We start from the raw sequence: 23,293 nt of genomic DNA, 5'->3' as shown, positions 1-23,293 counted from the left end.
AGAATCTAATTTTAGAGAAGAATCAAAATGGAAATTTTATGAAAAAACTGCTCTTTGTTGCTTTGATCCTGTTAGCTTGGGTTGGCTGTTCCCGCGAATCCGATATTCGCGTCAATGGAACGCTGCGCAATAATCATTCGGTGATTTTTGCGTTTACCGAGAATCCCGATAGTTTGAACGCTTTCGTCGATTCCATTGCCGCACTCGATTCGGTTTATACATACGATACGATTACGGTAACCGTGCACGATACCGTTTACTTCGTCGGATTTCTCAAATATAATGCGGACAAAGTTCTGCGCTACGCGTGGAAAATGGGAGATTCCGATTCGCTTTGGGCTGGGCAAAATGAAACGCTTTTCCGTTACGCGTATGATTCGGCAGGAGTTTATTCGCCGCTATTTATCGCAGTCGATGGAGCAAATGCCCGCGATACCGCAGGCCGTGGGCAATATATCCGCGTCATCGATACGCCGCCCGATATTTCTGTAGAAAAAGACACCCTTTGGGTGCGCGGGAAACAAGATGCCGCCGTTTCGTTCTTCGCTTCGGATTCGTTTGGAAAAATTGACAGTGCATTTGTCATTTTGTTGAACACAAAAAACAAGCCCGCCGATACAATTGCAGCCGCTGCGGATTCGCTCAAAAATAGTTATACCGCAAAAGTCAAATATGAAAAAGTGAAAGGACTTTTGGACAAGAATAATGAAGTGCGCTACATTTTCGGCGCCGTCGATGAAGACGGAAATGTTTCAAAAGATACCGCGATTTTACACTTCAATAAATTGCCGACAGTTTCGCTGCTTTCTCCGGATTCCGCAAGCCGTCAAAGCATTTTCGTTTCGCGTTTTGCGTTCTACTATGCGGGCTCTGACGATGACAATCCCGCGGATTTGCGCTATTCCATCCGCGTCGGAAAAAGTCCGGATAACGCCGGAACCGCTCCGGTTTTAACCGATGCAAATTTGGTCGCATCCGGTCTCCGCGAAAAAAGTTGGGAAGCGATTACCGATTCCGTTTGGAAAATGGACGAAAATTTACGCGGTCGCCTTTATTGGCAAGTTTTAGCGACCGATGGTTTGGATACAGCCATTTCGCCGACTTGGAATTTCTTCTTCGGAGACTTGAGCGCTACAACGGGAACTTTCTACGGCTACGCCAAATTCCAAGGCAGAAAAGCGCATAACGGAATTCAAATCGTTCTCGAAAATTTGAAGACTTCCAACTTTACCTTTACGCATACAAGTCAAACCGGATACTTCAACGCTACAGTCGATCCGGGACTTTACCGCATTTACGCTTGCGATACTACAGGCCTCGGTTATCAGCGTTTAATTCTCGACAGTCAATATGTAGAAATGGGCGACGAAAAAATTGTCGCGACGATGCTTCTCGAAGATACCTTAGCGCCGAAAATTCGCATTGACAATTACGCTTCTCTCGTCCGCTCGCGCGAAGTTTCATTCTCCGGTTCCCTTTCGGATTCCGGTTCGCAAATTGCGAGCGCAAAAGCGTGGCTCGATGGCGAAGAAATTAGCCTCTCCGTTTTGAAAGTCAACGAATGGAGTATGCAGTTAAAAGATTTGATCGACGGCGATCACAAATTCCGTTTCGTCGTACTCGATAGCGCAAAGAATGTCTCAGATACCGCGAAAATTGATTTTACCGTGCGCGCGTCTTCGCTTCTTTTGACGGTCAACGGCAAAGCCACTTCGATGGTCGGTGAAGAATCTCCGTTAACTTTCAAAGCCTACGCCGGAAAAGTAAATCCGCTTCCCGATTCCGTTGAATGGAGTTATGGCGCAACGAAAAAGGTGACGAAAAAATCAAAAATCGGAGCCGATAGCGTCGCGACTTTAATTTTGCACAAAGCGGATATCGAAGGCGCAGAACTCGGAAAATTCTACACATTATATGCGTCTGTCGCCAAGGGAACTGTCATCGACAGCGTGCGCTTTGGATTCATTGGAACGCATCCGATTATTTATTTCCTAACGCCGAAAGCCGATACGACGATTACAAAGAATGATTCGCTGAAATTTACCTACGAAAAATTCTTACCCGAAGAAACGACGGGCAGCGTGACTTGGAAATGCGATGGCACATTAACCGATGACACAGAATGCCCCGCAGTCGATGCGGGCTCGGGAATTCTCGCGTGGAAAACGACGGGAAAGAAAAAAGTGATTTTAACTTTGACCGATTCCGATAGCACTTCCGCAGCCGATACGATTTCAATCAATGTGATTGCAGATCCGCCGACGATTACGATTAAAACAAATGAAGATGTCGTTCGTCAAAAAATCAATGCAAAACTTTCGTTCCCTGTCAATGCCAATGACAATTATGGCAAAGTGATGAAAGTCGAATGGGGCTGCGGCACAGGAAAAATCACCTTTGATTCTGCGGCGACAATTACTGCGGGCAAATCCGTTTCGGCAACGATGAATGTAACGCTTCCGAATACAGAAACCGATAAATTCAAATGCATTGTCCGCGCGGTCGATGATGACGACGAAATGGGCTACGATACGATTGCGTTCCGCGCCGTTCTCGATAAGCCGACGATTCGCCTCTTCACCAATTCTGCCGACGTAAAAATCAATTCGCAAGTCCGATTTGCGGGCTCTGCGGCCGATACTCTCGGACAAATTGAATCCTACGAAATGTTCTGCGACACAAGTCTGAAAAATCCGACGTGGATTACACTTTCCAAACCGGATACAACTATCACCATGCCGAATAAAGCGAGCACTTGGCTTTGCATGATGCGCGTTACCGATGACGATAATTTAACCGCACTCGATACCGCAAAATATACGGTTCTTTTGGATTTGCCGACAGTCCGCGCAAGCGAAGATACGATGACGGTGACGATTAAAGATACGCTAGAACTCGACGCAATGGCTTCGGATAAACTCGGACAAATCGTGCTCTATCAATGGAGCTGCGGCAATAAAGGAGTCGCCGGAAAAAATTTTGTTTCTTCCACATCGACGCCACGTTACTCAGCGATTATGCCTTCCACCGAAGCGAAGGATTATATGTGCATTATCCGCGTGACCGATGACGATGGAAACATCGCACAAGATACGACAAAGATTGCCGTTCTTTTGGATCCGCCGACATTAAAAGTTTCGACGAAGAAAATTACAACGCGCACCAATTATCCGATTGAAATTGACGCTTCTGCCGATGACAAATACGGCTACATTACCAAACGCGAATGGAGTTGCGGAAGTCCATCGGACATTAACAACAACTGGAAATCCGTTTCGGAATTTGACACGACGTGGACAGGGCCTACAACTCCTGTAGCAACTTACTACTGCGTCGCCCGCGTGACCGATGACGACGGCAACCAAGTGCAAGATACCATCCGCGTTTCCTTCACCACCGATATTCCGGTGATTACCGTGGATCAAGGCGTCGCCTATATTCTTGCGGGAACTTCTACGGAATTGACCGCAAAAGTCAATGACGCTTGGCAAAGTGTAAAGCGTTACACATGGACCTGCGGCGCCAAGGGTTCAAAGGCGCTTTCGGATACTTCTTCGAAAAATCATATTTGGTGGGGCTTTAACAATTCGACGGATTACAAAACTTCGGATTATTACTTCTGGGATACCGATGCAAATGGCAACGCCGATAGTACCATCGAAAAACTTTCCCGCGGTAACACCGAATTCTATTGCATCGTTTGGGCGCAAGAAGCGGGTTCTAATTTTGTCGCAACCGATACGACAATTATCCGCACCATGTCCAAGCTTCCGAAGGGCATTATCAGCATGCCGGATACCGTTTACCTCTGGAGCCAAGACTCGTCGGAAATTTCTCCGAAGGCGCAGTATTGGTACACAAGCGAAGCAAATGCAAGCGCATCGGAACTCGGCACTTTGGGCGATGATCAAGTTCGGAAATTCTGGTGGAACTTCAGCAATGTGAGCGATAAATATTGGTACGAAGGCCGTGGCGATGGAACGATTGACACGAGCATCGCAGAATTTAACGCGGCATTCCTACGCCAATCCGAAGAAGGTTCTATCCGCGTGCAACTCGACTTCTACGATTCTTCGAAAACCGAAATGGATCAAAACTTTGTCGCTCGTCATGAAGCGCCGATTGTATCGCGGACAGTTTACTTCCGCAAAGCGTGGCTGAATATTTCTGGCGCCGATTCCATTCTTGAAAAGACGACAGACGCAAGCGCTCCTGTAATCGCCTATTGCAGCGACAAATTGATTTCGGCTTATGTCAATCAAAGCGGAAAATTGGTGACGAAATCCCGCAGCGGAAATCGTTGGAGCACATTTGGAAATCCGAACATTTCAAATGTCGCCGAAAATTCGATGAATTTAGCCTGCGATAAAAACGGAAACCTTTACTTTTCTTACATTAACAGTTCCGAAAAGAAAGGCTACGTTTACAAATCGGCGGGCGCATCGGGCTCGTGGACAAAATTGGGCAGCGCATTGGGCTCGAATTTAACCGCATTAAAACTTCACATCAATCCGAAGACAAATAATCCGTCTGTCATTTATCTCAGCAATAATTACTTGCGCGTTCAAGATTACTCGGGCTCTGCTTGGAGTTCGGAATATACAAACATGGCAAATTCGGATTGGCAATACCGCGAAATGGATATGACATTTGATAATTCAGGAAATCGACTCATCATCGGCGAAGGCTTCTCTTCGGGCGATTATACGATTTACTATTACTACGTGCCGAATAATTCAACGTCAAAAAGCAAGAACGGCAAAATTGAAAACGTCAACGCAGAATCCATTCAAGCGCTTTACGCCAACAATTATTTCTATGTCGGATTCCGTAGCCGTGACGACGACGGTTTACCGCGACTCATTCGTTCTGTTGCGAACGCTTCAAATCTTTCGTTCATCACAAAAGGTGCCGAATCCACTGCATTTGGCCACCGCTGCTATAACACGTATTTCACAATTGATGGAAACGGAAATCCGATTCTCGCCATCGACGATGCGTTCTACGCCCGCAATTCTCAAGTGCACGTTTACCGCTTTGAAAATGGCGCGTGGGGCGAACTCGGCGAAAACGAATTGCCGTATTTCAAAAATGTCTTCGGCAAAAAATATGGTTATTATGTACGCGGCTTCCACCCGCAATTAGTCGTATCGCCTTCGGGAACTGTTTACTTGTCGCTGCGCGCACAAGAAACCGCATCGAGCGCTGCTTCGACTCTTCCGGGCACAAAGAATGGGCCGATGTTAATGGAATATCGCGGAGATAATTGGTAATGAAAGTCGAAGTCGCAGCCATCTGTGATGCCGCAACCGATCAAAGCGGCAAGCTGAATATGCTCGGCGTCTTTGATTACATCGAAGCGGAATTGCCGATTGTAATTCCGCGTTGCTCCGTTGTATTTCGCATTCGTTACACGCGTTCCGAAATTGCGGAACATCATATTACCGTGAGTATTCAAAATCCGTTTGAACATTCGGAATTGATGCCGCCGATCGAAAGCAAAGTCAATTTTCTTCCGGTCCCCGATGGCATGGACTCCGCAGCGGTAAATCTCATTTTGAATTTGAATCGGATGCGGATTGCGCAAGGCGGAAAATATTTGCTGCGTTTACGCGTAGACGAAATCGTCGTCGATACAGCGCTCCCGATTTACATTCACGATTTAACGCCGAAAGAACCGAATCCGTTAATGAATTAAAATCGCACGGCTAGCCGTGCTTTTTTGTTAATGCTCGCGACTTGCAACGGCAACAACTGCCGCAAAAGGCGATTCTAACGGCAACTGAATTTCTTGGAGAATCGCACCGTCAATTTTATCTGCGAGAACATTCTTCGATAAAATTTCACCGAAAAAAGATCCGCCTTTGCATTTGAAAAGCGCTTCTTTGCGGCACCAAATGCGATAGAATTGACGCAACGCTTCATCGGGAGCAATCCCTTGATGCAAAAGCAAATCCACTTCTTCTTTGGCAAAAAAACGTTCTGCAATGCGGAGCGCACGCGGGCGCAATTTTTCAATATCAACACCGACTTTTGCCGTAAACGAATACGCGAGAACGCAAACATCTTTGCTGTGCGTCCAATTTGCATCCAAACCAGAATCGGGAAATTCGGGGCGACCTTCGGGAGTTCTGCGCAAATCGTTGCGCGTTAATTGCATTCCCGTCGCCGACGAAAGAATTTTCAAAATTTCATCTAAATGATTTTTGACCGGTAAAACGCACCAGAAAACTTTGCCAAATGGCGTGTTCAATTCATATTGTTCTGTCATACTTAGAATATAAATTGCAAATTTCCAAAAGGCAAACTCAAAGACTTGAAATGAGATTTTCTATTGCAACGAAAATTGCATTGGCGCGTTTGCTGTTTTCTTCGGGCTGTAACGCCGGCTCTTCAATTTGAAAAGCGGGAAATTGAGCAAAAATTTCAGCGCGATTTTGTGGAAATTTTTTGCACGTCAAAAAGAAAACACCATCAAGAATCGGAATCAATTCATCGTAAACTTCGATGAAAAAATCCATCGGAGTCATGCCCGCTTGAATGCGAGAAAATTCCCGCAATAAATACAGCGAACGATTTTTTAATTCGCGTTTGCATTCGGCGCGAAGCGCTGCGTCATCGGGAGAAAACTGCGGAAGCGGAGCCGTTCCAAAAAGTGGAACATTCTTTTGCGAAAGATGTAAAAATTCGAGCGGATAAATTTGTGCATTCTCCGCTAAAAATTTTTCGCTAAAAAAGAATCCGAATTTGAGATTATCTTTTACCATTTCGCGAGTTAGCGCATGCGCCTTTTGCAACTGCGAAGGCGTTGCTTCGCGAAGAATTAAACTCACTTGCCACATTTCATGAAGCGCATCAAATCCTTCGTAAAGACAATTCCCATGCAAAAATGCAGCGATTAAATTTTCGCCAAAGGTTTCGTAAAATTTTTCGCTCCAATGCGAATTTTCAATATCTTGCAATGTCAAAATTTTCTTCATATTATCTCCCAAAACCGGAGTCAAATCTTGAATGCGGAAAACCGCCGAAATCGCGGCTGCGCTCGCGACGTTTTGCACGCTTACTTTGACGCACAAAGTAAGCGTAAGCGATGACAACCGAAGCGACGACTGCGAAAATTAAAAACCACGCAATCGGAGGAATTCCATCTTTGCTCGGCCGCGGAAGCGGAGTCGTCAAACGCACATCATTTAAGCGTGCAATGTATTTGGCAATTTCTGCAGAGAAGACGAGAATGCCATAGCCATAACGATCTTTGCGAAATTCGGGAAGTAAAAATTTTTGCGAAAGGCGTTCGGCTGTTTCGTCCGAAAGAAATTTTTTCGCCGCCGGTGAAATGGCAAAGGCGCGCGAATGCGTGGAGCCGTCGATGACGATTACCGCCCGCAGAGAATCTTCGGTAGCACCGCTTTCACAAAGTGAATCCGCGAGAGATTTGACTTGCGCAATTTCTTTGTCGGCGGTAAATAAATAAAGCGAGAATCCGGTGCGAGAATAAAGTTCGCGTGTAAATTCTTCGAAAGTTGCGCGTTCTTTTTCGGAAAAAAATCCTGCGCGATCATCTACGGGCGAAGCGCTTGGCGCAAACGCAAAAAGCGAAACCGCAAAAGCGAGAAGCAAATAAATAATGCGCATCATCAAGGAGCAACTTCCGAATTTGCATTCGCCGGAACCGATTCGCTATTAGGAACGGAATCATTCGAAACGGCTTCGGTCGGAGCACTTTCTGCGGACTCCACGGCAGCTTGCTTTTCATTCAATTCTAAAATCAACAAACGCTGCGTGACATTGATTTTTTTGACCGCATAATTTTCGCTGAAAATTTTTTGCAATTCTGCATAAACGCTGTAAATGCTTTCCATTTTTTTCGGATCGGTATAGACAGTCAAATCAACAGAAGTTTCCGTCACCGAATTCGCTTTGATTTTGACAAAAGCTTCTTTTAACTGCGTCGTAATTTGATGGAAATTTTCATCGGTTTCGCTCGTACTCGCCAGTTGCAAAATGATTTTATAAGGAACGCCGAGTGAAATATTTTCTTTCCAATAAGCGTCAATTTTTTTCAAGAGACTCGGGAGCGCTTTGTGCACCGCACTGGCGACGAGTTCCGCTTTATTCGTGCCGTTATCGTTTACCGTCGAAGATTGCGTACCGAGTAAACGTCCCGATGCCGATTCGTAAGCGCTTAAATTCGCGAGAATTTGTTTACGATGAATGTTGAAATTAAACTTAATGCAAATGTCTGCGCCAAAAGAAAGTCCGGTGACATAAGAAAGATCTTCGTTTTGCGGCGAAAGAATGCTTTGCACCGAAAGAATTTCATTTGTATTTGCCGCCGATTCCAAAGCGACAACATTATAGCGTTTATCTGTCAAATAATTGTTAATCGCATTTTCCGCATCTTGCGCAAATTCGATGTCTGCTAAATTTTGAAGCGCTTCGTTCAAGTTGTGCGTTCCCGCCGGAATCACAATCAAAGTCGGCTTGGGAAGTTCCATTTTTTTCGGTGCCGGCGCCGCTGCTTGAGCGCGCGTTTGTTTCGCCGCAGTCAGCTGGTAACTTTCCCCCACCGCATGCAGAGAATCTTCTGCAAGAGCAGTTTGTTCACTCGGACTTTTTTTCGAAACATCCACTTCTTGATACTTGGGCTGCGAAGCGCAAGCAAAAAGGAAAAAGAGAGAAGAACCGCAAATAGCAAGATGAATTTTTTTCATAAGAGACTCCGAAGTAAATATACAATAAATTAGAAATAAGGAATTAGTTCGCTCGGCGGCGCCGTGCTCTGCCTTCGGCGAATTAGAAATAAAAAAAGGCATTTTGCAAGAAAAACTAGTGGATAGTGCTTACCCGAGCTTTATCACATTTTCTGCGATTTCTTTTTGCGTTTCTTCGGATTTTTGATAGCGATGCATAACGGCTTTTAAGTCAAATAGAAAACTATAAATTTTGTGATAGGGGCGTTCGTCTAAATTCACCCAATCCGTTTTGGCGTAACCGATGGATTTGATTTTGTAAAATGAATTTTGAAAATTTTCCTTTGAAAAATTGGCAAAATAATCGTCGTTTGCGTTGTAGGGTAAAATGAAAATATTGTAAATGCGATTGCCGGCATCGTTTGGATTTTCGCATTTTACTTTGTGATGAATTTCTGCAAATTTGGCGTAGGCAATCTGCTTTGTGATAGAACCCGATGAAGGTAAATCATTTGTGTTTTGCGTAAAGCCGTATTGATAAAATTTTGAATCCACGATAAAAAGATAGTTGCCATTTTCATTTTGATAACGCATTAACGTGTCGGGGCGCATTGCGTATTTTTTATTTTCGTTATACTTTTGTTTATTTTCTAATTCCCAACCGCAATTTGGATTAAATTCACTTTTATCTTCGCCGACGTTTAAGTTCCCCAAAATTTTATCGATTAAATTTTCCCAAATCGTGTGGAATTTTTTCACGCCAAAAGTAAAATCCGTTTGCATCTTTCCGCTTTTAAATTTCCCCGCTAAATACGCAACGATTTTTTGCAAATCGTAAAAGAGTTGCAAATCGCGGTCGTTAAATGTTTTTGAAATTTTTTCATTCAAAACCGCGGTAAATAATTCTTCGTCAAAAGTCAAATAGGAGTTCTCGGTCTCGCTGATGCTGTATAAAAATCCAATTTTTTCAAACGCATCGTGAACGCAGAATTTGTGAATTTGTGTGATGAGTTCATTTTCGTTATAGCTTACTTTGCGAGCAATCGGTTTTAAGTAAATCAGATTTTTCCCTGAAACGATGGGGCGAGTCATTTTGATAGTTCGCCCCCAATGAATTTTTCCGTGTGCGCCTTGTTTGTAAATGACTTCGCGTTCTTTGTAATAACCAAATTCCAAAAAATTTTGCAGCACATTGCGATAAGCTTGAAACGGAAAAGTCTCATTTTCTTCGTTTAAATTTTCGAAATTGATTTCAGAATTTTCGTCATTTTTTATAAGCGTTGCATCGCTTAAAATTTCGAAAAGCGTTAGAATTTCTTTGCGTAGATTTTCTTCGGAAATTTCACGCAATTCTGCATCGGAAAAGTAACCAAGCGGAAATTGAACTTCCGGATTTCCTTTACGAAAGCGAATGCCGACGAAAAAAGAATCGTCGTCATTTTGATTATTCGTAGCGCATTTGCAACAATCTTTCAGCGACATTTTGATTTTTACGATTCGCTATTTTTTTGTTCCGAATTTTCGTTTAAATTAGATTCGTTCGTCTGTTCATTCGAACCCAATTCATTTGCATTTTCATCGGACGAATCAGAATTTTGCGGATTTTGTTTTTCTCCTTGTTTCCTAAGAAGTTCATCATTCTCTTTGAAAACCTTAAATCGTGATTTTTTAAATTCATTGATAAGCATCTCTAGCGATGAAATATTTTCGTCAAAAATATCTTTGCGTTTGAATTTAAACGCATCATCCCATAAATATTTTAAGACTTTTTCGGCAAGAACTTTTTCATTGATTTTTCCATCTTGATTCACGATAAACCAAGCGCCTAAACGTTTATCTTCGGTGCTTGCCATACCGGTATCTGATTGCATCATTTTCTCGTTAATCCATTTCCAAAATGTGCCCCAAGTAATTTTAGTTTCTGCGATTTCTGCATTTTTTTGCGCGGATTTTTCGTCCAATTCATTCGGGATTAGCGCCATATCAAAGCGACGCTGGAAAGCATTATCTAAGGTGAACACATTTTGATCGCTCGTGTTCATCGTGGCAATAATCGATAAATTTTTTGGCAAGCGAATCCCTGTTTCAAAATTAAAATCAAACTTTTCAAAATGAATTTGTTTGTAATAAGAATCATTTTTTCTCCGTCAGGAATATCTTTTACAAATTTAGAGTCTTTAAAACTCTCTTCGATTTTTCGGATGTAATCGTTGATAAAATCGTTTTCGATAGGATATGTACTAACGCCATTTTTTCTATCCATGAGTTGGAAAATATCGCCGAAGATTGCTGCAGCGTATCCGCGGTTGATTTCTTCAATGATTAAATAAAAATGTTTTTCGGGATTAAAATAGGCGCGCTTTAAAATTTTACTGAAAGGTCCCGGGATAAAATCGTATGAAATATTTTCGCTTTTTTTGACAGGTTGAATTTGTCCTACAAAATCAGCGTTCGTATATTCCGGATGAAACACCACACGCATTTTGCAAAATTCGTCAACACTTTCTAATGTGGAATCAATCGTGTGGCTTTTCCCGCAGCCCGGCACGCCGTAAAAAATCACTTGCGAAGGCGTATGATTTGGGGAATAGGCGGAGAAGAGATCGCGAGAATTATCGGGGACGGGGGATTGAAGAATATTTAATTGGGATTGATCTTGAGATAAAAAGGACTGATAAATTTCTTTTCCTTGTGAAGTTAATTCTATACCATCATCTTTTTTAATCGCTAAACCAATATTTTCTAATGATTTGTGTGCAATAATGTTTCTTACTTTTTGTGAAAATTTTGTATCATTTCTACTTTCGTTAATTTGCAAATCTTCTCCGCTAGGCTGCAGAAAATCAATCAATTTATTTATTAAATCGGTCGTAGAAATGTAGCCACCATTTTTTCCTGCAATAAGGACTGATGGAATTAAAAGCATAGGTTCGCTAAACTTAGACATAATTTCTCACTAAAAGGTGTGTTACATTTTTTTCATTTCGATTCATAAAACTGACGGAATAATTTTTTTCAAAACTTAAAACAGTGATTCCTTTTTTGTTTGCATAAAGGTTGTAGATAAAGTCTGTCTTTTTTATAATTAACATCCATTTACATTTGCATTTGTTGATTAAAAAATTTGCTAGTCGTTCTTGGTCTTTTTTTGTAAAGTCGTTTTTTGCGTAAGTACTAAATTCAGAATCATACGGCGGATCTAAAAACATAAAATCATTTTTATGGGGTTTATACTTTGTTAAAAATTTTTCAAAATCCAAATTTTCTATACAGCAATTTTTGAAATGTTCTATAACTTCTTTCGATTTATAAAACTCAATTTTCTTTTGAATATTTTTTCGATTATACCCAATGCCTCCATAAGGAACATTAAATTTTCCTTGCTGATTATATCGAAACATTCCGCTATAGGCAAAATTACGGATAAAGAAAAATAAAATAGCTTGCAATTCTGGAGAATTATTTTTGCTATTATAAAGTTTTCTTAAATGAAGATAAAATGCGTTTCGAATAGCGGTTTCAAAATTGTCACATAAATCCTTTGTAGATAGAATTCCTTTTTTTTGTTCAATTTTTTTCATTCGCTTGATTTTTTGTAAAATACTGCATTGTATATCTTTGGTAAAATCAAATTGATTTCCGTCAAAATTTTCGACAATGTTTTGGAAAAGAAATTTTTTTGAAGAAAGAACCTTTTGAATTTTTTCTTGAATTTCATTTGCTGAAAATTTTTCTTGATATAGCTCAATGAGTGAATCTTTTATTTTATTGAATTCAGTTAAAATGTTTTCCCAGCTTTGTGTTAGAGATTTTGCATTGTAATAGAATTGTTTATTTTGCTGAGCAATCTGTCTATATAATGAAACTAATTCAGTAGAGAAATCATTGATGAAATATTTTTTTGCATGCATTGCCATAAAAACAGAGCCGCCACCCACAAATGGCTCAATAAAATTTTCAAATTTTATAGGAGCAAATTCAAATATTTTATTTAGCTCGCGTTCTTTTCCGCCTGGCCATTTAATAATTGGATCAAGAACTTTGTCTGCTTTTTGTAATTGGCTTGCCATCGATCCTCGCTCCTTCGCGTTAAGGTGACTAAATCACTCTTGATTCGAAGAGAGTTCGACGGTTTCAAAATTCAAGCAAATACAAGACGACTCGATACACGATGGGCGCACGCGCAATACGCAAAAATGCAGCCGCCCAAAAGCGCTGTCTATCCGTTATTTGCCTTATTCTTTGGTCTTGAAATTGTCGAGATTTCTATCTAAGAACAAGAGCAAACTGCTCAGCGTTTACTCTTATTCGCATTCCCCTGCGCGATTTTTAAAATGAAAAAGGCGTGGTGTTGAATGTACTTACCAGATAGAGGCTCTCGACTGCCCGACACAAATAAATACAAACAACCCACGCCCCATAAGGTCAAACGCAAACAAAGGCGAAAATATACACACCAATGTCATACGAAAGATGCAGTTTTACCTGCAGACGTGAGCGTTCGCCTACTCTCAGTGTCTGAAACTGTCGAGATTTCTATCTGAGAATAAGAGAAAACCCTGAAATTTTACGGGGAAAAATATAAAAAAATTCTATCGGGGATAGAATTTTAATTAGGAATTAGGAAGGAGAAGTTAGGAATGTAGATGATGGCGCGCGGGGGAAAACGCAAAGTTCTAAAGCGGTACTTTTTTGAAGTTTTTCGCGCGGAGCGCCATTATTTTTTCAGATGGACGATTCAAATGAAATTTCTTGCCATTATTTTGAACGCGGGAACTCATCTTTAAAAATTTTTGAACAAATCTTGAACGAAAAATATCTTCTTTTAATTTTTAACGCTGAAAATTACTGCTAGATCCGTTCACTTCGCCTTCGGCTCCGTTCAGGATGACACGGCGGATGTGTCTGCGGCGCGCTTGTTATAAATAGCAGCGAAGCTGCCTAATTTTATAATTGTTAATTGTTCATTATCAATTATGCATTTGTACAATTAACAATTGAGACAAAGTCACCTGCCTTACAATTGACGAAATCAAAGTTTTGTAAAAAAACGCTTTGAACTAAGCCGCAAAAGTTGTCTCCAACTTTCGCGGTTTTTGTATTAGGAATTGAATTGCATTTCTTCTTTTCGGATTAAGAATTGGCGAGATGCATCGTCTAATGCGGCGGCTGAATTGACATTTTCCATTCCCATCAGCCCGCCAAAAAGCGGATAGGGGCTAGCGGTGCCGCCTTGATTATTGCACTTCACGCGGATGAAAATTTTCCCGTTAGCGATTTTCAAATTGCAGATGTGTTCATTCAAATCAATTTCTTGACCGCGGTGATTTTGCACAATGGGTAATTTTTTGTCGATAAATTTTTGCATTAAATCGGCGGGGATTTCTTTCGGTTGATACGAATACGTCACCGAAGTCGGGAAATGCGACGATAATTTATAATCGATGGGTTCAATGTCCAAAATTTTCATCCCCATCGGGAATGGAGCGCTGAGTTCTTCAATCAATTTCGATTTATTTTCGGGCGAAAGATCGAGCAGGACTAAAGTTTCTGCGCCGAGAATTTCGCAAACGGTTTCGAGTCCGAGCGGAAGCGCACCCATGTTGATAATGCGCGGTTTCGGGCTAAAGCCTTCGCTATAACGCAGCGGAATTCCCGCTTTGGAAAATGTTCGCACAAATGCGCTCAACATATTTTGATGCGGCAAGAAACGGCTGAGACCGAGTTTTTGAAAAGTTAATTTATAGGTGTAACGTTTATCGTAAACAGGACGGCGCGCGGCGACGAGCTTTTTAATTTCTTCGGGAGTACGACTCGGCGCTTTATATTTTTCTGGATTATCCGCTAAGCGGACTTCTTTTCCATTTCCAGGAATTCCGCAATGTTGACATTCTCCCCATTTGCAATTCGGAACAGGCTTTGCGTCTTTAAAAACTTCGGGATTAAATCCTTTTTGATATTCATTCCACAAGTACGCTTTCGTCACGCCGACGTGCATAAAATCCCACGGGAAAACGCTTTCTTTTTTCCGCGTTTCGTAAATCCAACTTTCGTCATAACCGAAATCTTTCCAGAGGACTTCCCAATCTTTGGGGCGAATGCGATGATTATCGCTTTCAAAAATCATGCCGCGTTTATACGCTTCGTAAATGAGTTTTGAAATGCTGCGATCGCCTCGGCTGTAAAATGCTTCTAAGCGAGAAGTTTCCCAATCGGCCCAAGTCACTTTGACATTTGGATGTTTAAAGAATCGGCGGTGCACAAATTGCACATGCGCAAGCGCTAAATCTTTATCCATAAATCCCGCCCACTGTAATGCAGTAAATGACTTCGGAATGAGAATTCCCATGCTCACCGAAATCTGCGCACCTCGCAGATATTTGCGTCCGATTTTTACCAAGTTTTCAATCAGTCCGCAGAAGGCTTCCATGTCTTCATCATTTTCTGTCGGGAAGCCTACCATTGTATAAAGTTTGATTTTATTGAATCCCGATGAAAACGCATGTTCCGCTGCGTTATACATATCTTCGTCGGTGATTGTTTTATTGATCATTTTACGCAACCGTTCTGATCCGGTTTCGGGCGCAAATGTTCCGCTGCGTCCGCCTTTTAATGCGGCGACTTTTTCGGCGAGGCTTTGTCCAAAACTGCTCACGCGAATACTCGGAAGCGAGACGTCGACGTTATCAAAAAATGCATCGTCGATAATGGAATCGGTTAACGCTTCAATCGGTTTATAGTCAGCGGTGGATAAACTCAAAAGCCCGAGTTCATTTTCACCGGTCGCTTTTAATCCCGCTTTCGCTAAATCCATTACATCATCGGGAGGAAGCTCACGACAAGGACGATACCAAATTCCCGCTTGACAAAAACGGCAACCTTGTGTGCATCCGCGCATGACTTCGACGCTGTAACGGTTATGCACCAAGCGCATATTGGCAATTAAATTTTTAACAGGATAATCTTCTTTTTTGAGCTCGGGCACATAAATGCGGCGCACGCCATTGGTATGTTCGTACGAGCCTTTCGCCGGTTCTGCGGGCACGAACATTCCAAATTCACCCGGAATCACTTTGCGAAATGCGGGCACATACACGCCATCGATTTTCGCAATTTCTTCGAGAATTTCTAAACGCGACATGCCGCGCTTTTTGCATTCGCCCACTGTCCGCAAAATATGCGGAAGCATTTCTTCGCCATCGCCGATATTAAACGCATCAAAAAAATCGGCAACCGGCTCGGGATTCGCCATCGCGGGGCCGCCCGCAATGACAAGCGGATCTTCTTCTTTGCGGTCTTTCGAAAACGCTGCGATTCCGGCAAGTTCCAAAACATACGGCACATTGGTAAAATTGAGTTCCGTTTGTAGACTCATTCCCACCACATCAAACTCGCGGACAGGCGTCCAAGTCGCATGCGTATAAAGCGGAATATCATTCTTCCGCATTTGTTCCGCCATATCGTCCCACGGCGCAAATGCAACTTCCATCAAAAGTTCTGGATCGCGATTCACCACATGATATAAAACGCGCAAGCCATTATTGGAAAGTCCAATTTCATATAAATCCGGAAAGACAAAAGCCATCCGCGCTAAAAGTTTTGACGGATCTTTGACAACGCTATTTGCTTCGCCGCCCATGTAACGTGCGGGACTTTCGACTAAAGGTAAAACCTGTCCGAGTTTTTCAAAAATATTCATGAAGTAAAAAGTAGAAATTCTAGCGTATAAATTGTTCTGAAAATTTTCCGTTCGCCTTGCAAAAAATTTTTAAATTTGCGGCGCTATGCGACTACTACTTCAACTGGCTTTGATTCTCGCCGTTTGCTTTATCGGTGACTTCTTACATCGAGTCTGCGGCATTCCTCTTCCCGGAAATATTTTAGCGATGCTCATTCTCTTTTTTCTTCTTTGCACGAAGATTGTCAAAGTGGAACAAATTGCAGAAATGTCCGCGTTTTTTCTCAAACGATTGCCGTTCTTTTTTCTTCCGCCTGCGATTGGAATTCTCGGCGTTTACGATGTGCTCAAAGGAAACATTCTCGTGCTTCTTTTGCTTTCGATTATCGCGACAATTTTAACGATGGCTATTACAGGAAAAGTAACCGATATTTTGCTTTCTCGTTTTGAAAAGAAGGAAAAAAAATGTACGAAGTCTTGAACACGCCTTTTTTCGGAATTGTGATGACGATTGTCGCTTACGAAACCGGCGTTTTTTGCAGCCGAAAATTTAAACTCGCTATTTGCAATCCGATGTTAATCGCGAGCATTTTGCTTATCGGCTTTTTGCTTCTCACCGGAGTTTCTCTGGAAACTTATAATATCGGCGGCGATTATATTTCGATTTTTTTAGCGCCTGCGACAGCGGTTCTCGCGGTTCCTCTTTACAAGCAGTTGGATAATTTAAAGAAAAATATTATTCCGATTGTGATTGGAATTTTCACCGGTTGTATTGTTTCGTTTGCTCTCGTTTCTTTATGCGTGTTCATTTTTGAAATCGATGTCGTGTTGCATTATTCGCTTCTCCCGAAATCGATTACGATTCCGATGGGAATGGAACTTTCGCGAATTATCGGCGGCATTCCTTCGATTACGATTGCGTCGATTGTGATTACGGGAATTACCGGCGGCGTCGTGGCTCCGATTGTTTGCAAAGTTTGTAAAATCAAACATCCCGTTGCACAAGGCATTGCGATTGGAACTTCTGCGCATGCGATTGGAACTGCGAAAGCGCTTGAAATGGGCGAAGTTCAAGGTGCGATGAGTTCGCTCGCCATCGGCGTCTGCGGCGTTTTCACGACTATTTTAACGCCGATTTTACTGCACTTTTGGGCGCATTAAATTTTAATTTTTGGCGAATTTATTTTTCGTCAAAACTTTCGGAATCCGCATCAAATTTTTCTAAGAACGAATGCATTTTTCCGTCGGCCTTGTAACCGGGAAATGTTTCAATTCGCACCGAATGAATGCTGTGAAAAATGCTTTTTTCAATTCCCGGATTATCGCGTTTTAATCGCCGAATAATTTCTTTGACTTCTTTGCGTTTGCTTTCAAAAATTTCATTTTCGCTTACCGCATTGCGTTCGGTAAAACGACAAGCGCATTGGATAAATTGCAATTCATTTGCCCGCATCCACGCGATAATATCGTCTTCGTGAATTTTATAAAGCGGACGAATGAGAGTCATTCCTGGGAAATTTTGACTGTGCAATTTCGGAAGCATCGCTTGCATTTGCGAAGCGTAAAACATGCTCATCACCGTCGTTTCAATTACATCCGAAAAATGATGTCCGAGCGCAATTTTATTGCAGCCGAGTTCTTTGGCTTTGTTGTAAAGATGCCCGCGGCGCATCCGTGCGCAAATATAACACGGCGAATGTTCCATCGTATCGGCGACGGCAAATATATCCGTTTCAAAAATCGTCAGCGGAATTTCTAAACGCGCAGCGTTTTCTTCGATGCGTTTTCGATTGGCTGCATTATAACCCGGATCCATGACCAAATAAATTAACTCAAACGGAAAATCGCTGTAACGCTTGAGCATTTGCATCATCTTCGCGAGAAGCATAGAATCTTTTCCGCCCGAAATGCAAACGGCAATTTTATCGTTCGGTTGAATCAGTTGATACTCTTTAATCGCCGAAACAAAAGGGCTCCACAGTTTTCGACGAAACTGTTTTGAAATGCTGCGTTCCGCTTTTTGCGCAGGCGAAAGTTCTGCTTTTTGTTTTTCAAACGCCATAAATTTCGCTGTATTTTTTTTCTAAATAATCCAAAAAATCTTGCGGCGTAAATTCGCGGCCGGTGATATTTTTTATCCATTCTTTTGGCGCTAAACGATTCGCCGATTTCCAAACATTTTCTTGCATCCAATGATTGATTTTTTTCAAATCCGATTGCGCAATCGCTTCGTGCACATCAAATTCTTCTTGCATTTTATTGAAATACATCGCCCCATACATATTGCCGAGCGCATACGTTGGGAAGTAGCCAAATCCGCTCGCCCAATGCACATCTTGCAAAATTCCTTCGCGATCATTTTCCGGACGAATGTCTAAATATTCTTCGTATTTATCCGCCCAAATTTTCAGCAAATCTTGAATTTTCACATTTTCATTCACAATCATTTTTTCCATTTCGTAACGGATGATAATGTGGAATGTATAAGTGAATTCGTCCGCTTCGATGCGGATTAAACTCGGCGTTACCAGATTCACGGCATCGTATAATTCTTCGGCGGTGCGATTTGCAAAAATTTGTGGAAAAGAAATTTTCAATTCTTCAAAAAGTTGTGAGCAAAATTCGCGCGAACGTCCGATGCGATTTTCGTAAAAACGCGAAACGGATTCGTGCTGACCCAATGTTTTAAAACCGGTCAAATGATAAACGAAATCTTCGGCAGGTTGATTTTGTTCAAAGAGAGCGTGGCCGCCTTCGTGCAAAATCGAAAAGATATTTGACATCAAAAGATGTTCGTCGTAATTCGTCGTTAAGCGCGCATCGTCTAGAGCGATGCCATCGGTAAACGGATGTTCGCTCGTCGAAAATGTACCGCGAGAAAAATCAAATCCGATTTTTTGCAAAAGTTTTTTGGCGAGTTTTTCTTGTGCATCGACCGCAGCAAATTCCGTGAGAAAATCAGCAGAAATTTTCCGCGGACTTTTCTGAATTTTTTTGAGCAAAGGAATCAATCGTTCTTTGCAAGCGTCAAAGCAAAAATCCAAATCCTGCGTCGTGATGCCGCGTTCATAAACTTGTAACAAATGATCGTAAGGAGTGGCGAATGAATTTTCGGAAAGTTCAATTTGTTTTAAATTCACCCAACGCACTTTTTCTAACGAATCGGCGAACAAAGAAAAGTCCGCTTTATTTTTTGCGTTTAACCAATCGACAAATGCTTGATTTAAAATGAGAGAAAATTTTTCGTCCAATTCCGACGTGATATTTTTGCTTTGCAAATAATCGCGGTGCAAGCCTTCGGCCAAAAGACATTCGGGCAAATTCAATTCTTCGCGACGGGCAAATAAATTTTCTGCAGCAGAAATAAATTCAGGCGATTTCGTTAATTTAAACGCTTGATTCGTCAAAAACGCAATTGTCTTTCCTTGATTTTCCATCGCTTTCGGCGGACAAATTGTCTGTTCATCAAATCCGATTAAGCGACTTGCGTGTTCAAATTTTTCTTTTTCTTCTAGAGTGGAAAAAACGATTTTTAAAGATTTTTGAAGTTCCGTTTGCATAAAAAAACTCCTAAAAAATCAAACGTGATGATAAGGGTGCCCCGCGATGACCATTAAACAACGATACAGTTGTTCTGTTAAAATTATCCGCGCATGATCATGCGTAAATGTGAGCGGTGAAAGCGAAAGAAGTAAGCTCGATTGCTTTTTAATTTCGGGCGCAATGCCGTAAGCCGAGCCGATGAGGAAAACACAATTCGCATTGAGTCGCGGTTTTATCCACGACGCAAGCTGCACCGTATTCATGAGCTTCCCTTCTTCGGCCATCGCAATCCATTGATAATTTTCACGCGGGAAACGCTTTGCAAATTCTGCGGCTTCTTCCGAAAGGCTTTTCGCTTGATCTTCGCGTTTGCTCTGTTTTAATTCGACAACTTCTAATTGGACATTCGAAGAGCGTAAACGCTTCGTATATTTTTCAACTTCGTCTTTGATAAAAGGAGAGCCGGGTTTTCCAAAAACTGCGATGATGAGTTTCATCGTCCGAGTTCCAACCGATCGACTAAAAACGCAGGCATTCCAGCTTCGCGCATCGTTTGCTGCGTTTTCGCAATATCATATTCTAAACGCACTAAGCGGACGCTCATTTTTTCGGTATCGAAAAGGCAGTAACTCGCCCGAGAATCGCGGTCGCGCGGCTGTCCAACGCTTCCGACATTTACGAGTAAGCGTTCACCTTCTTCGAGTTCATAGTATCCGGTTTCGATGACTTTGGGAATTTCGCCATCGCGCATAGCGACAATTACCGGCGTATGCGTGTGCCCGACGAAACAACTGCGTTCTCCAAAATGATCAAAAGCATCTAATGCGTCTTCCAAATCCGTGACATAAATCCAATCGGCCGGAGACATCGGAGAAGCGTGCACAAAACAAATATCGTTTTCTTCGTACATATACGGGAGCGAGCGCAAATATTCTTTGGATTCTTCGGATAACGCTTGCTGCGTCCACTGAATTGCTGTTTTGGCAAACGGATTAAATCCTACATCCGAATCCCATTCTATCGCTACGCTGTCGTGATTTCCGAGAATGCAAACGTCGGCATTTTCTTTGACTTTTGCCACGCATTCATTGGGATTTGCGCCATATCCGACAATATCACCTAAACAAACGCGACGTTCTACGCCCATTCTCGTCATCGATTCGAGCACGACTTCGAGCGCCGGCAAATTTGCGTGAATATCCGAATATATCCCGTATAACATGAACACAATATAGCTATTTAATTTAGACAAAGGAACTCGGAATTAGAAATGTCAATCATAGCGTCCTTGCTCGGGTGATGTTTTTTCTATCTTTTACGCCAATGGAAACGGTTACCAAGAATAAAAAAATCAGCATTTGCTATACGCTCAAAAACGAAAACGGCGAAATCGTCGAAGAAGTTCCCGATTCCGTTCCTTTTGTTTATATGCACGGCTGCGATAGCATTATTTCGGGCTTAGAAGAAGCTTTAGACGGACATTCCGTCGGCGAACACATTATCGCTCACGTTCCTTTCGACAAAGGCTACGGCCCTTACCGCAACGATTTAATCATTAAAGTTTCCAAAGAAGAGCTCAAAAATATCGGCGAAATTTGGCTCGGTATGGAACTGGAAATGGTAAACGATACCGATTCCAAAGAATTTTCAATTCCCGAAGATCCGCGGGAACTTTACAGCAAAAACGATGACGATGACGAAACCGGAATTTACGTCATCCGAGAAATTCAAAAAGACACCGTCATCCTCGACGGCAATCATCCTTTTGCCGGGAAAGATTTAACGTTTGAAGTCACCATCGTAGGAATTGACGAAGCTTCGGCAACGGAACTCGAAACCGGTGTTCCCGACGAATACGAAGAAAACGATGAAGGCGATGACGATTTCGACGAAGGCGAAGATTTTCCAGAAGACGAACAAAATAATTTCGGGAGGCACTGGCGATAATGGCAGACTTGAATGAACTCAAAAAAGCAGCAGGCGTCCGCGCCGCAGATATGATTGAATCCGGCATGTTCGTCGGACTCGGTACCGGAAGCACTGCCGCTCATATGGTAAACCGCTTAGGCGAACGCATTCAAAACGAAGGTTTAAAAGTCACCGCGGTGAGCACGAGTTGGAGCACAACTCTTCAATGTCGCAAACTCGGCATTCCTCTCATCGACTTGGGCGAAGCCACTCATCTCGACATCGCAATTGACGGCGCCGACGAAATCGACCCGCAGAAAAATTTGATCAAAGGCCGCGGCGCAGCGCATTTGCTCGAAAAAATCGTCGCATCGATGGCGGACAATTATATTATCATCGCGGACTCGGGAAAGAAAGTGCAGAAACTCGGCGAAAAATTTGCCGTTCCTCTGGAAATTCTCCCGGGCGCAATCGGAGCGATTACTTATAAAGTAAGCAAACTCGGCGGCACTCTCGCTGTCCGTATGGGCGCTCCCGGCAAAGACGGTCCCGTGATCAGCGATTCGGGCAATTTAATCGCCGACGCTAAATTCGGCATTATCGATGATCCCGAAAAACTCGATTTTGAATTAAACAAAATGCCCGGGCTTTTGGGCCACGGGTTATTCATCGGAATGGCGAACAAAGTAATCCTTGCTACGCCAAACGGTATTGAAGAATTTTAGTATACAGATTTTAACTTTACATCAATTGCATTGGCAATGAAAACTCGCGCCATAATTAGGAGAATACAAAGATCAAAAAGATCTATTTGATTCTAAGTCTTATCGGAGCGACAATGTCATACGCATTGTCTCCAGCAGCCGCAGAGAAGAAATGTTTTGCAACAGGAGCTGTCAATTTTGCTCAAAAAACGAAAGACAAAGTTGTTTTATACGGCAATGCAAAAAATCCCAAAATTGCTTTTGTGAAATATAAGGTCAAAAATAATCCGGGCATAAAAATTGCGGGGGGGGGGATATCCTGACGATTCTTTTTATCTGATCGACCTGCCCAAAGAACTTTTAGACCTATTTTCTATACGTTCTTGGAACGATTTCCTTTGCGGAGACTTTTTTCCATTTGCATTTCCCAACGTAAACGATCTAACTTCAATAGAAACAAAAGACGGAATTACATCCGTTACGTACAATGAAAAATTTTATGCGTTCACGGCAATACCCGACGATGCATTCATAGTTCAAACCGCCATCGATTCTTTTTCTATTTCTATTCCTGGAAATCTCAATTACAACAACGAGTATCCGATCAGCAAAATTTATCCCAACAGCTATGTTGATAGCTTTGAACTTTCTCTTGTTCAAAACAATGAAGTGTTATTGCTCCGGCGGATATATTTTTTACATAGTCATGCTGCATAAGAGACATGCTTGTCGCCAAAATACTTGATTACTCGTTCAGGGCTGTTGCT

At 42.2% G+C, this 23,293-nt stretch carries 20 protein-coding genes; 7 read left to right on the top strand and 13 right to left on the bottom strand.

The window, feature by feature from the left end:
- Positions 1-38 precede the first annotated feature (38 nt).
- The gene (locus B0H50_RS06015; protein WP_109587422.1) at positions 39-5,273 is read left to right on the top strand and encodes a hypothetical protein; all 5,235 of its coding nucleotides are present in this window, start codon (positions 39-41) and stop codon (positions 5,271-5,273) included.
- Positions 5,273-5,698 carry a DUF6941 family protein gene (locus tag B0H50_RS06010; protein ID WP_106198610.1) on the top strand — a complete coding sequence of 142 codons (426 nt, stop codon included), beginning with the start codon at positions 5,273-5,275 and terminating at the stop codon, positions 5,696-5,698. Before B0H50_RS06015 ends, B0H50_RS06010 begins: the two co-directional genes overlap by 1 nt.
- Positions 5,699-5,725: 27 nt before the next feature.
- On the opposite strand, the gene B0H50_RS06005 is transcribed toward B0H50_RS06010, so the two are convergent.
- The 9 genes from B0H50_RS06005 to B0H50_RS05965 form a co-directional block, all read right to left on the bottom strand.
- Positions 5,726-6,271, bottom strand: a complete 546-nt coding sequence (locus B0H50_RS06005; protein WP_106198609.1) for a 4'-phosphopantetheinyl transferase family protein — start codon at positions 6,269-6,271, stop codon at positions 5,726-5,728.
- A 37-nt stretch (positions 6,272-6,308) separates the two neighbouring features.
- Positions 6,309-6,980 (bottom strand): hypothetical protein, encoded by a 672-nt coding sequence (locus B0H50_RS06000; protein ID WP_109587421.1) that lies wholly within the window; start codon positions 6,978-6,980, stop codon positions 6,309-6,311.
- A gap of 1 nt (position 6,981) precedes the next feature.
- The gene (locus tag B0H50_RS05995) at positions 6,982-7,638 is read right to left on the bottom strand and encodes a TPM domain-containing protein (RefSeq protein ID WP_106198607.1); all 657 of its coding nucleotides are present in this window, start codon (positions 7,636-7,638) and stop codon (positions 6,982-6,984) included.
- Complete coding sequence (locus tag B0H50_RS05990) at positions 7,638-8,714, bottom strand: DUF6175 family protein (protein ID WP_106198606.1); 1,077 nt, start codon at positions 8,712-8,714, stop codon at positions 7,638-7,640. Before B0H50_RS05990 ends, B0H50_RS05995 begins: the two co-directional genes overlap by 1 nt.
- A gap of 129 nt (positions 8,715-8,843) precedes the next feature.
- Positions 8,844-10,175: an LlaJI family restriction endonuclease gene (locus tag B0H50_RS05985; protein ID WP_109587420.1), complete on the bottom strand. Its 1,332-nt coding sequence runs from the start codon at positions 10,173-10,175 to the stop codon at positions 8,844-8,846.
- An 8-nt stretch (positions 10,176-10,183) separates the two neighbouring features.
- Complete coding sequence (locus tag B0H50_RS05980; RefSeq protein WP_146193695.1) at positions 10,184-10,765, bottom strand: hypothetical protein; 582 nt, start codon at positions 10,763-10,765, stop codon at positions 10,184-10,186.
- Positions 10,732-11,640 (bottom strand): AAA family ATPase, encoded by a 909-nt coding sequence (locus B0H50_RS05975; protein ID WP_109587418.1) that lies wholly within the window; start codon positions 11,638-11,640, stop codon positions 10,732-10,734. Before B0H50_RS05975 ends, B0H50_RS05980 begins: the two co-directional genes overlap by 34 nt.
- Positions 11,633-12,763, bottom strand: a complete 1,131-nt coding sequence (locus tag B0H50_RS05970; RefSeq protein WP_106198602.1) for a DNA adenine methylase — start codon at positions 12,761-12,763, stop codon at positions 11,633-11,635. The genes B0H50_RS05975 and B0H50_RS05970 overlap by 8 nt, the downstream gene beginning before the upstream one ends.
- Before the next feature lie 1,031 nt (positions 12,764-13,794).
- Positions 13,795-16,392 carry a TIGR03960 family B12-binding radical SAM protein gene (locus tag B0H50_RS05965; protein ID WP_106198601.1) on the bottom strand — a complete coding sequence of 866 codons (2,598 nt, stop codon included), beginning with the start codon at positions 16,390-16,392 and terminating at the stop codon, positions 13,795-13,797.
- 85 nt (positions 16,393-16,477) lie between these two features.
- Between B0H50_RS05965 and B0H50_RS05960 the strand changes: the two genes are divergently transcribed.
- Together B0H50_RS05960 and B0H50_RS05955 are read left to right on the top strand one after the other, a co-directional pair.
- On the top strand, positions 16,478-16,852 hold the full coding sequence (locus B0H50_RS05960) for a CidA/LrgA family protein (protein ID WP_106198600.1): 375 nt from the start codon (positions 16,478-16,480) through the stop codon (positions 16,850-16,852).
- Positions 16,837-17,532: an LrgB family protein gene (locus B0H50_RS05955; RefSeq protein WP_106198599.1), complete on the top strand. Its 696-nt coding sequence runs from the start codon at positions 16,837-16,839 to the stop codon at positions 17,530-17,532. The genes B0H50_RS05960 and B0H50_RS05955 overlap by 16 nt, the downstream gene beginning before the upstream one ends.
- 19 nt (positions 17,533-17,551) lie before the next feature.
- Here B0H50_RS05955 and B0H50_RS05950 read toward each other — a convergent pair whose 3' ends face one another.
- The 4 genes from B0H50_RS05950 to B0H50_RS05935 are packed head-to-tail and all read right to left on the bottom strand — an operon-like array spanning position 17,552 to position 21,136.
- Positions 17,552-18,433 (bottom strand): tRNA 2-thiocytidine biosynthesis TtcA family protein, encoded by an 882-nt coding sequence (locus B0H50_RS05950; RefSeq protein WP_106198598.1) that lies wholly within the window; start codon positions 18,431-18,433, stop codon positions 17,552-17,554.
- The gene (locus B0H50_RS05945) at positions 18,423-19,931 is read right to left on the bottom strand and encodes a carboxypeptidase M32 (RefSeq protein WP_109587417.1); all 1,509 of its coding nucleotides are present in this window, start codon (positions 19,929-19,931) and stop codon (positions 18,423-18,425) included. Before B0H50_RS05945 ends, B0H50_RS05950 begins: the two co-directional genes overlap by 11 nt.
- A gap of 18 nt (positions 19,932-19,949) precedes the next feature.
- A complete protein-coding gene (locus B0H50_RS05940; protein WP_106198596.1) occupies positions 19,950-20,411 on the bottom strand; it encodes a 23S rRNA (pseudouridine(1915)-N(3))-methyltransferase RlmH in 462 nt (153 codons plus the stop codon).
- The gene (locus B0H50_RS05935) at positions 20,408-21,136 is read right to left on the bottom strand and encodes a metallophosphoesterase family protein (RefSeq protein WP_106198595.1); all 729 of its coding nucleotides are present in this window, start codon (positions 21,134-21,136) and stop codon (positions 20,408-20,410) included. Before B0H50_RS05935 ends, B0H50_RS05940 begins: the two co-directional genes overlap by 4 nt.
- A 101-nt stretch (positions 21,137-21,237) precedes the next feature.
- On the opposite strand from B0H50_RS05935, the gene B0H50_RS05930 reads away from it, so the two are divergent.
- The 3 genes from B0H50_RS05930 to B0H50_RS05920 all read left to right on the top strand — a co-directional run bounded on the left by B0H50_RS05930 (position 21,238) and on the right by B0H50_RS05920 (position 22,849).
- Positions 21,238-21,861 carry an FKBP-type peptidyl-prolyl cis-trans isomerase gene (locus B0H50_RS05930; RefSeq protein ID WP_106198594.1) on the top strand — a complete coding sequence of 208 codons (624 nt, stop codon included), beginning with the start codon at positions 21,238-21,240 and terminating at the stop codon, positions 21,859-21,861.
- The gene (gene rpiA, locus B0H50_RS05925; RefSeq protein ID WP_106198593.1) at positions 21,861-22,547 is read left to right on the top strand and encodes a ribose-5-phosphate isomerase RpiA; all 687 of its coding nucleotides are present in this window, start codon (positions 21,861-21,863) and stop codon (positions 22,545-22,547) included. The genes B0H50_RS05930 and rpiA overlap by 1 nt, the downstream gene beginning before the upstream one ends.
- A 113-nt stretch (positions 22,548-22,660) precedes the next feature.
- Positions 22,661-22,849 (top strand): hypothetical protein, encoded by a 189-nt coding sequence (locus tag B0H50_RS05920; RefSeq protein WP_146193694.1) that lies wholly within the window; start codon positions 22,661-22,663, stop codon positions 22,847-22,849.
- The last annotated feature ends 444 nt before the right edge of the window (positions 22,850-23,293 follow it).

Source organism: Hallerella porci (genome assembly GCF_003148885.1).
GTDB classification, from domain to species: Bacteria; Fibrobacterota; Fibrobacteria; order Fibrobacterales; family Fibrobacteraceae; genus Hallerella; species Hallerella porci.
Note: the sequence above shows the minus strand (reverse complement) of the source record. Positions and strands in the feature narration are given on the sequence as shown.

Coding starts and splice junctions, on each gene's coding strand:
- B0H50_RS06015 (WP_109587422.1), top strand. CDS start 39: ATGAAAAAACTGCTCTTTGTTGCTTTGATCCTGTTAGCTTGGGTTGGC.
- B0H50_RS06010 (WP_106198610.1), top strand. CDS start 5,273: ATGAAAGTCGAAGTCGCAGCCATCTGTGATGCCGCAACCGATCAAAGC.
- B0H50_RS06005 (WP_106198609.1), bottom strand. CDS start 6,271: ATGACAGAACAATATGAATTGAACACGCCATTTGGCAAAGTTTTCTGG.
- B0H50_RS06000 (WP_109587421.1), bottom strand. CDS start 6,980: ATGAAGAAAATTTTGACATTGCAAGATATTGAAAATTCGCATTGGAGC.
- B0H50_RS05995 (WP_106198607.1), bottom strand. CDS start 7,638: ATGATGCGCATTATTTATTTGCTTCTCGCTTTTGCGGTTTCGCTTTTT.
- B0H50_RS05990 (WP_106198606.1), bottom strand. CDS start 8,714: ATGAAAAAAATTCATCTTGCTATTTGCGGTTCTTCTCTCTTTTTCCTT.
- B0H50_RS05985 (WP_109587420.1), bottom strand. CDS start 10,175: ATGTCGCTGAAAGATTGTTGCAAATGCGCTACGAATAATCAAAATGAC.
- B0H50_RS05975 (WP_109587418.1), bottom strand. CDS start 11,640: ATGTCTAAGTTTAGCGAACCTATGCTTTTAATTCCATCAGTCCTTATT.
- B0H50_RS05970 (WP_106198602.1), bottom strand. CDS start 12,763: ATGGCAAGCCAATTACAAAAAGCAGACAAAGTTCTTGATCCAATTATT.
- B0H50_RS05965 (WP_106198601.1), bottom strand. CDS start 16,392: ATGAATATTTTTGAAAAACTCGGACAGGTTTTACCTTTAGTCGAAAGT.
- B0H50_RS05960 (WP_106198600.1), top strand. CDS start 16,478: ATGCGACTACTACTTCAACTGGCTTTGATTCTCGCCGTTTGCTTTATC.
- B0H50_RS05955 (WP_106198599.1), top strand. CDS start 16,837: ATGTACGAAGTCTTGAACACGCCTTTTTTCGGAATTGTGATGACGATT.
- B0H50_RS05950 (WP_106198598.1), bottom strand. CDS start 18,433: ATGGCGTTTGAAAAACAAAAAGCAGAACTTTCGCCTGCGCAAAAAGCG.
- B0H50_RS05945 (WP_109587417.1), bottom strand. CDS start 19,931: ATGCAAACGGAACTTCAAAAATCTTTAAAAATCGTTTTTTCCACTCTA.
- B0H50_RS05940 (WP_106198596.1), bottom strand. CDS start 20,411: ATGAAACTCATCATCGCAGTTTTTGGAAAACCCGGCTCTCCTTTTATC.
- B0H50_RS05935 (WP_106198595.1), bottom strand. CDS start 21,136: ATGTTATACGGGATATATTCGGATATTCACGCAAATTTGCCGGCGCTC.
- B0H50_RS05930 (WP_106198594.1), top strand. CDS start 21,238: ATGGAAACGGTTACCAAGAATAAAAAAATCAGCATTTGCTATACGCTC.
- rpiA (WP_106198593.1), top strand. CDS start 21,861: ATGGCAGACTTGAATGAACTCAAAAAAGCAGCAGGCGTCCGCGCCGCA.
- B0H50_RS05920 (WP_146193694.1), top strand. CDS start 22,661: ATGTCATACGCATTGTCTCCAGCAGCCGCAGAGAAGAAATGTTTTGCA.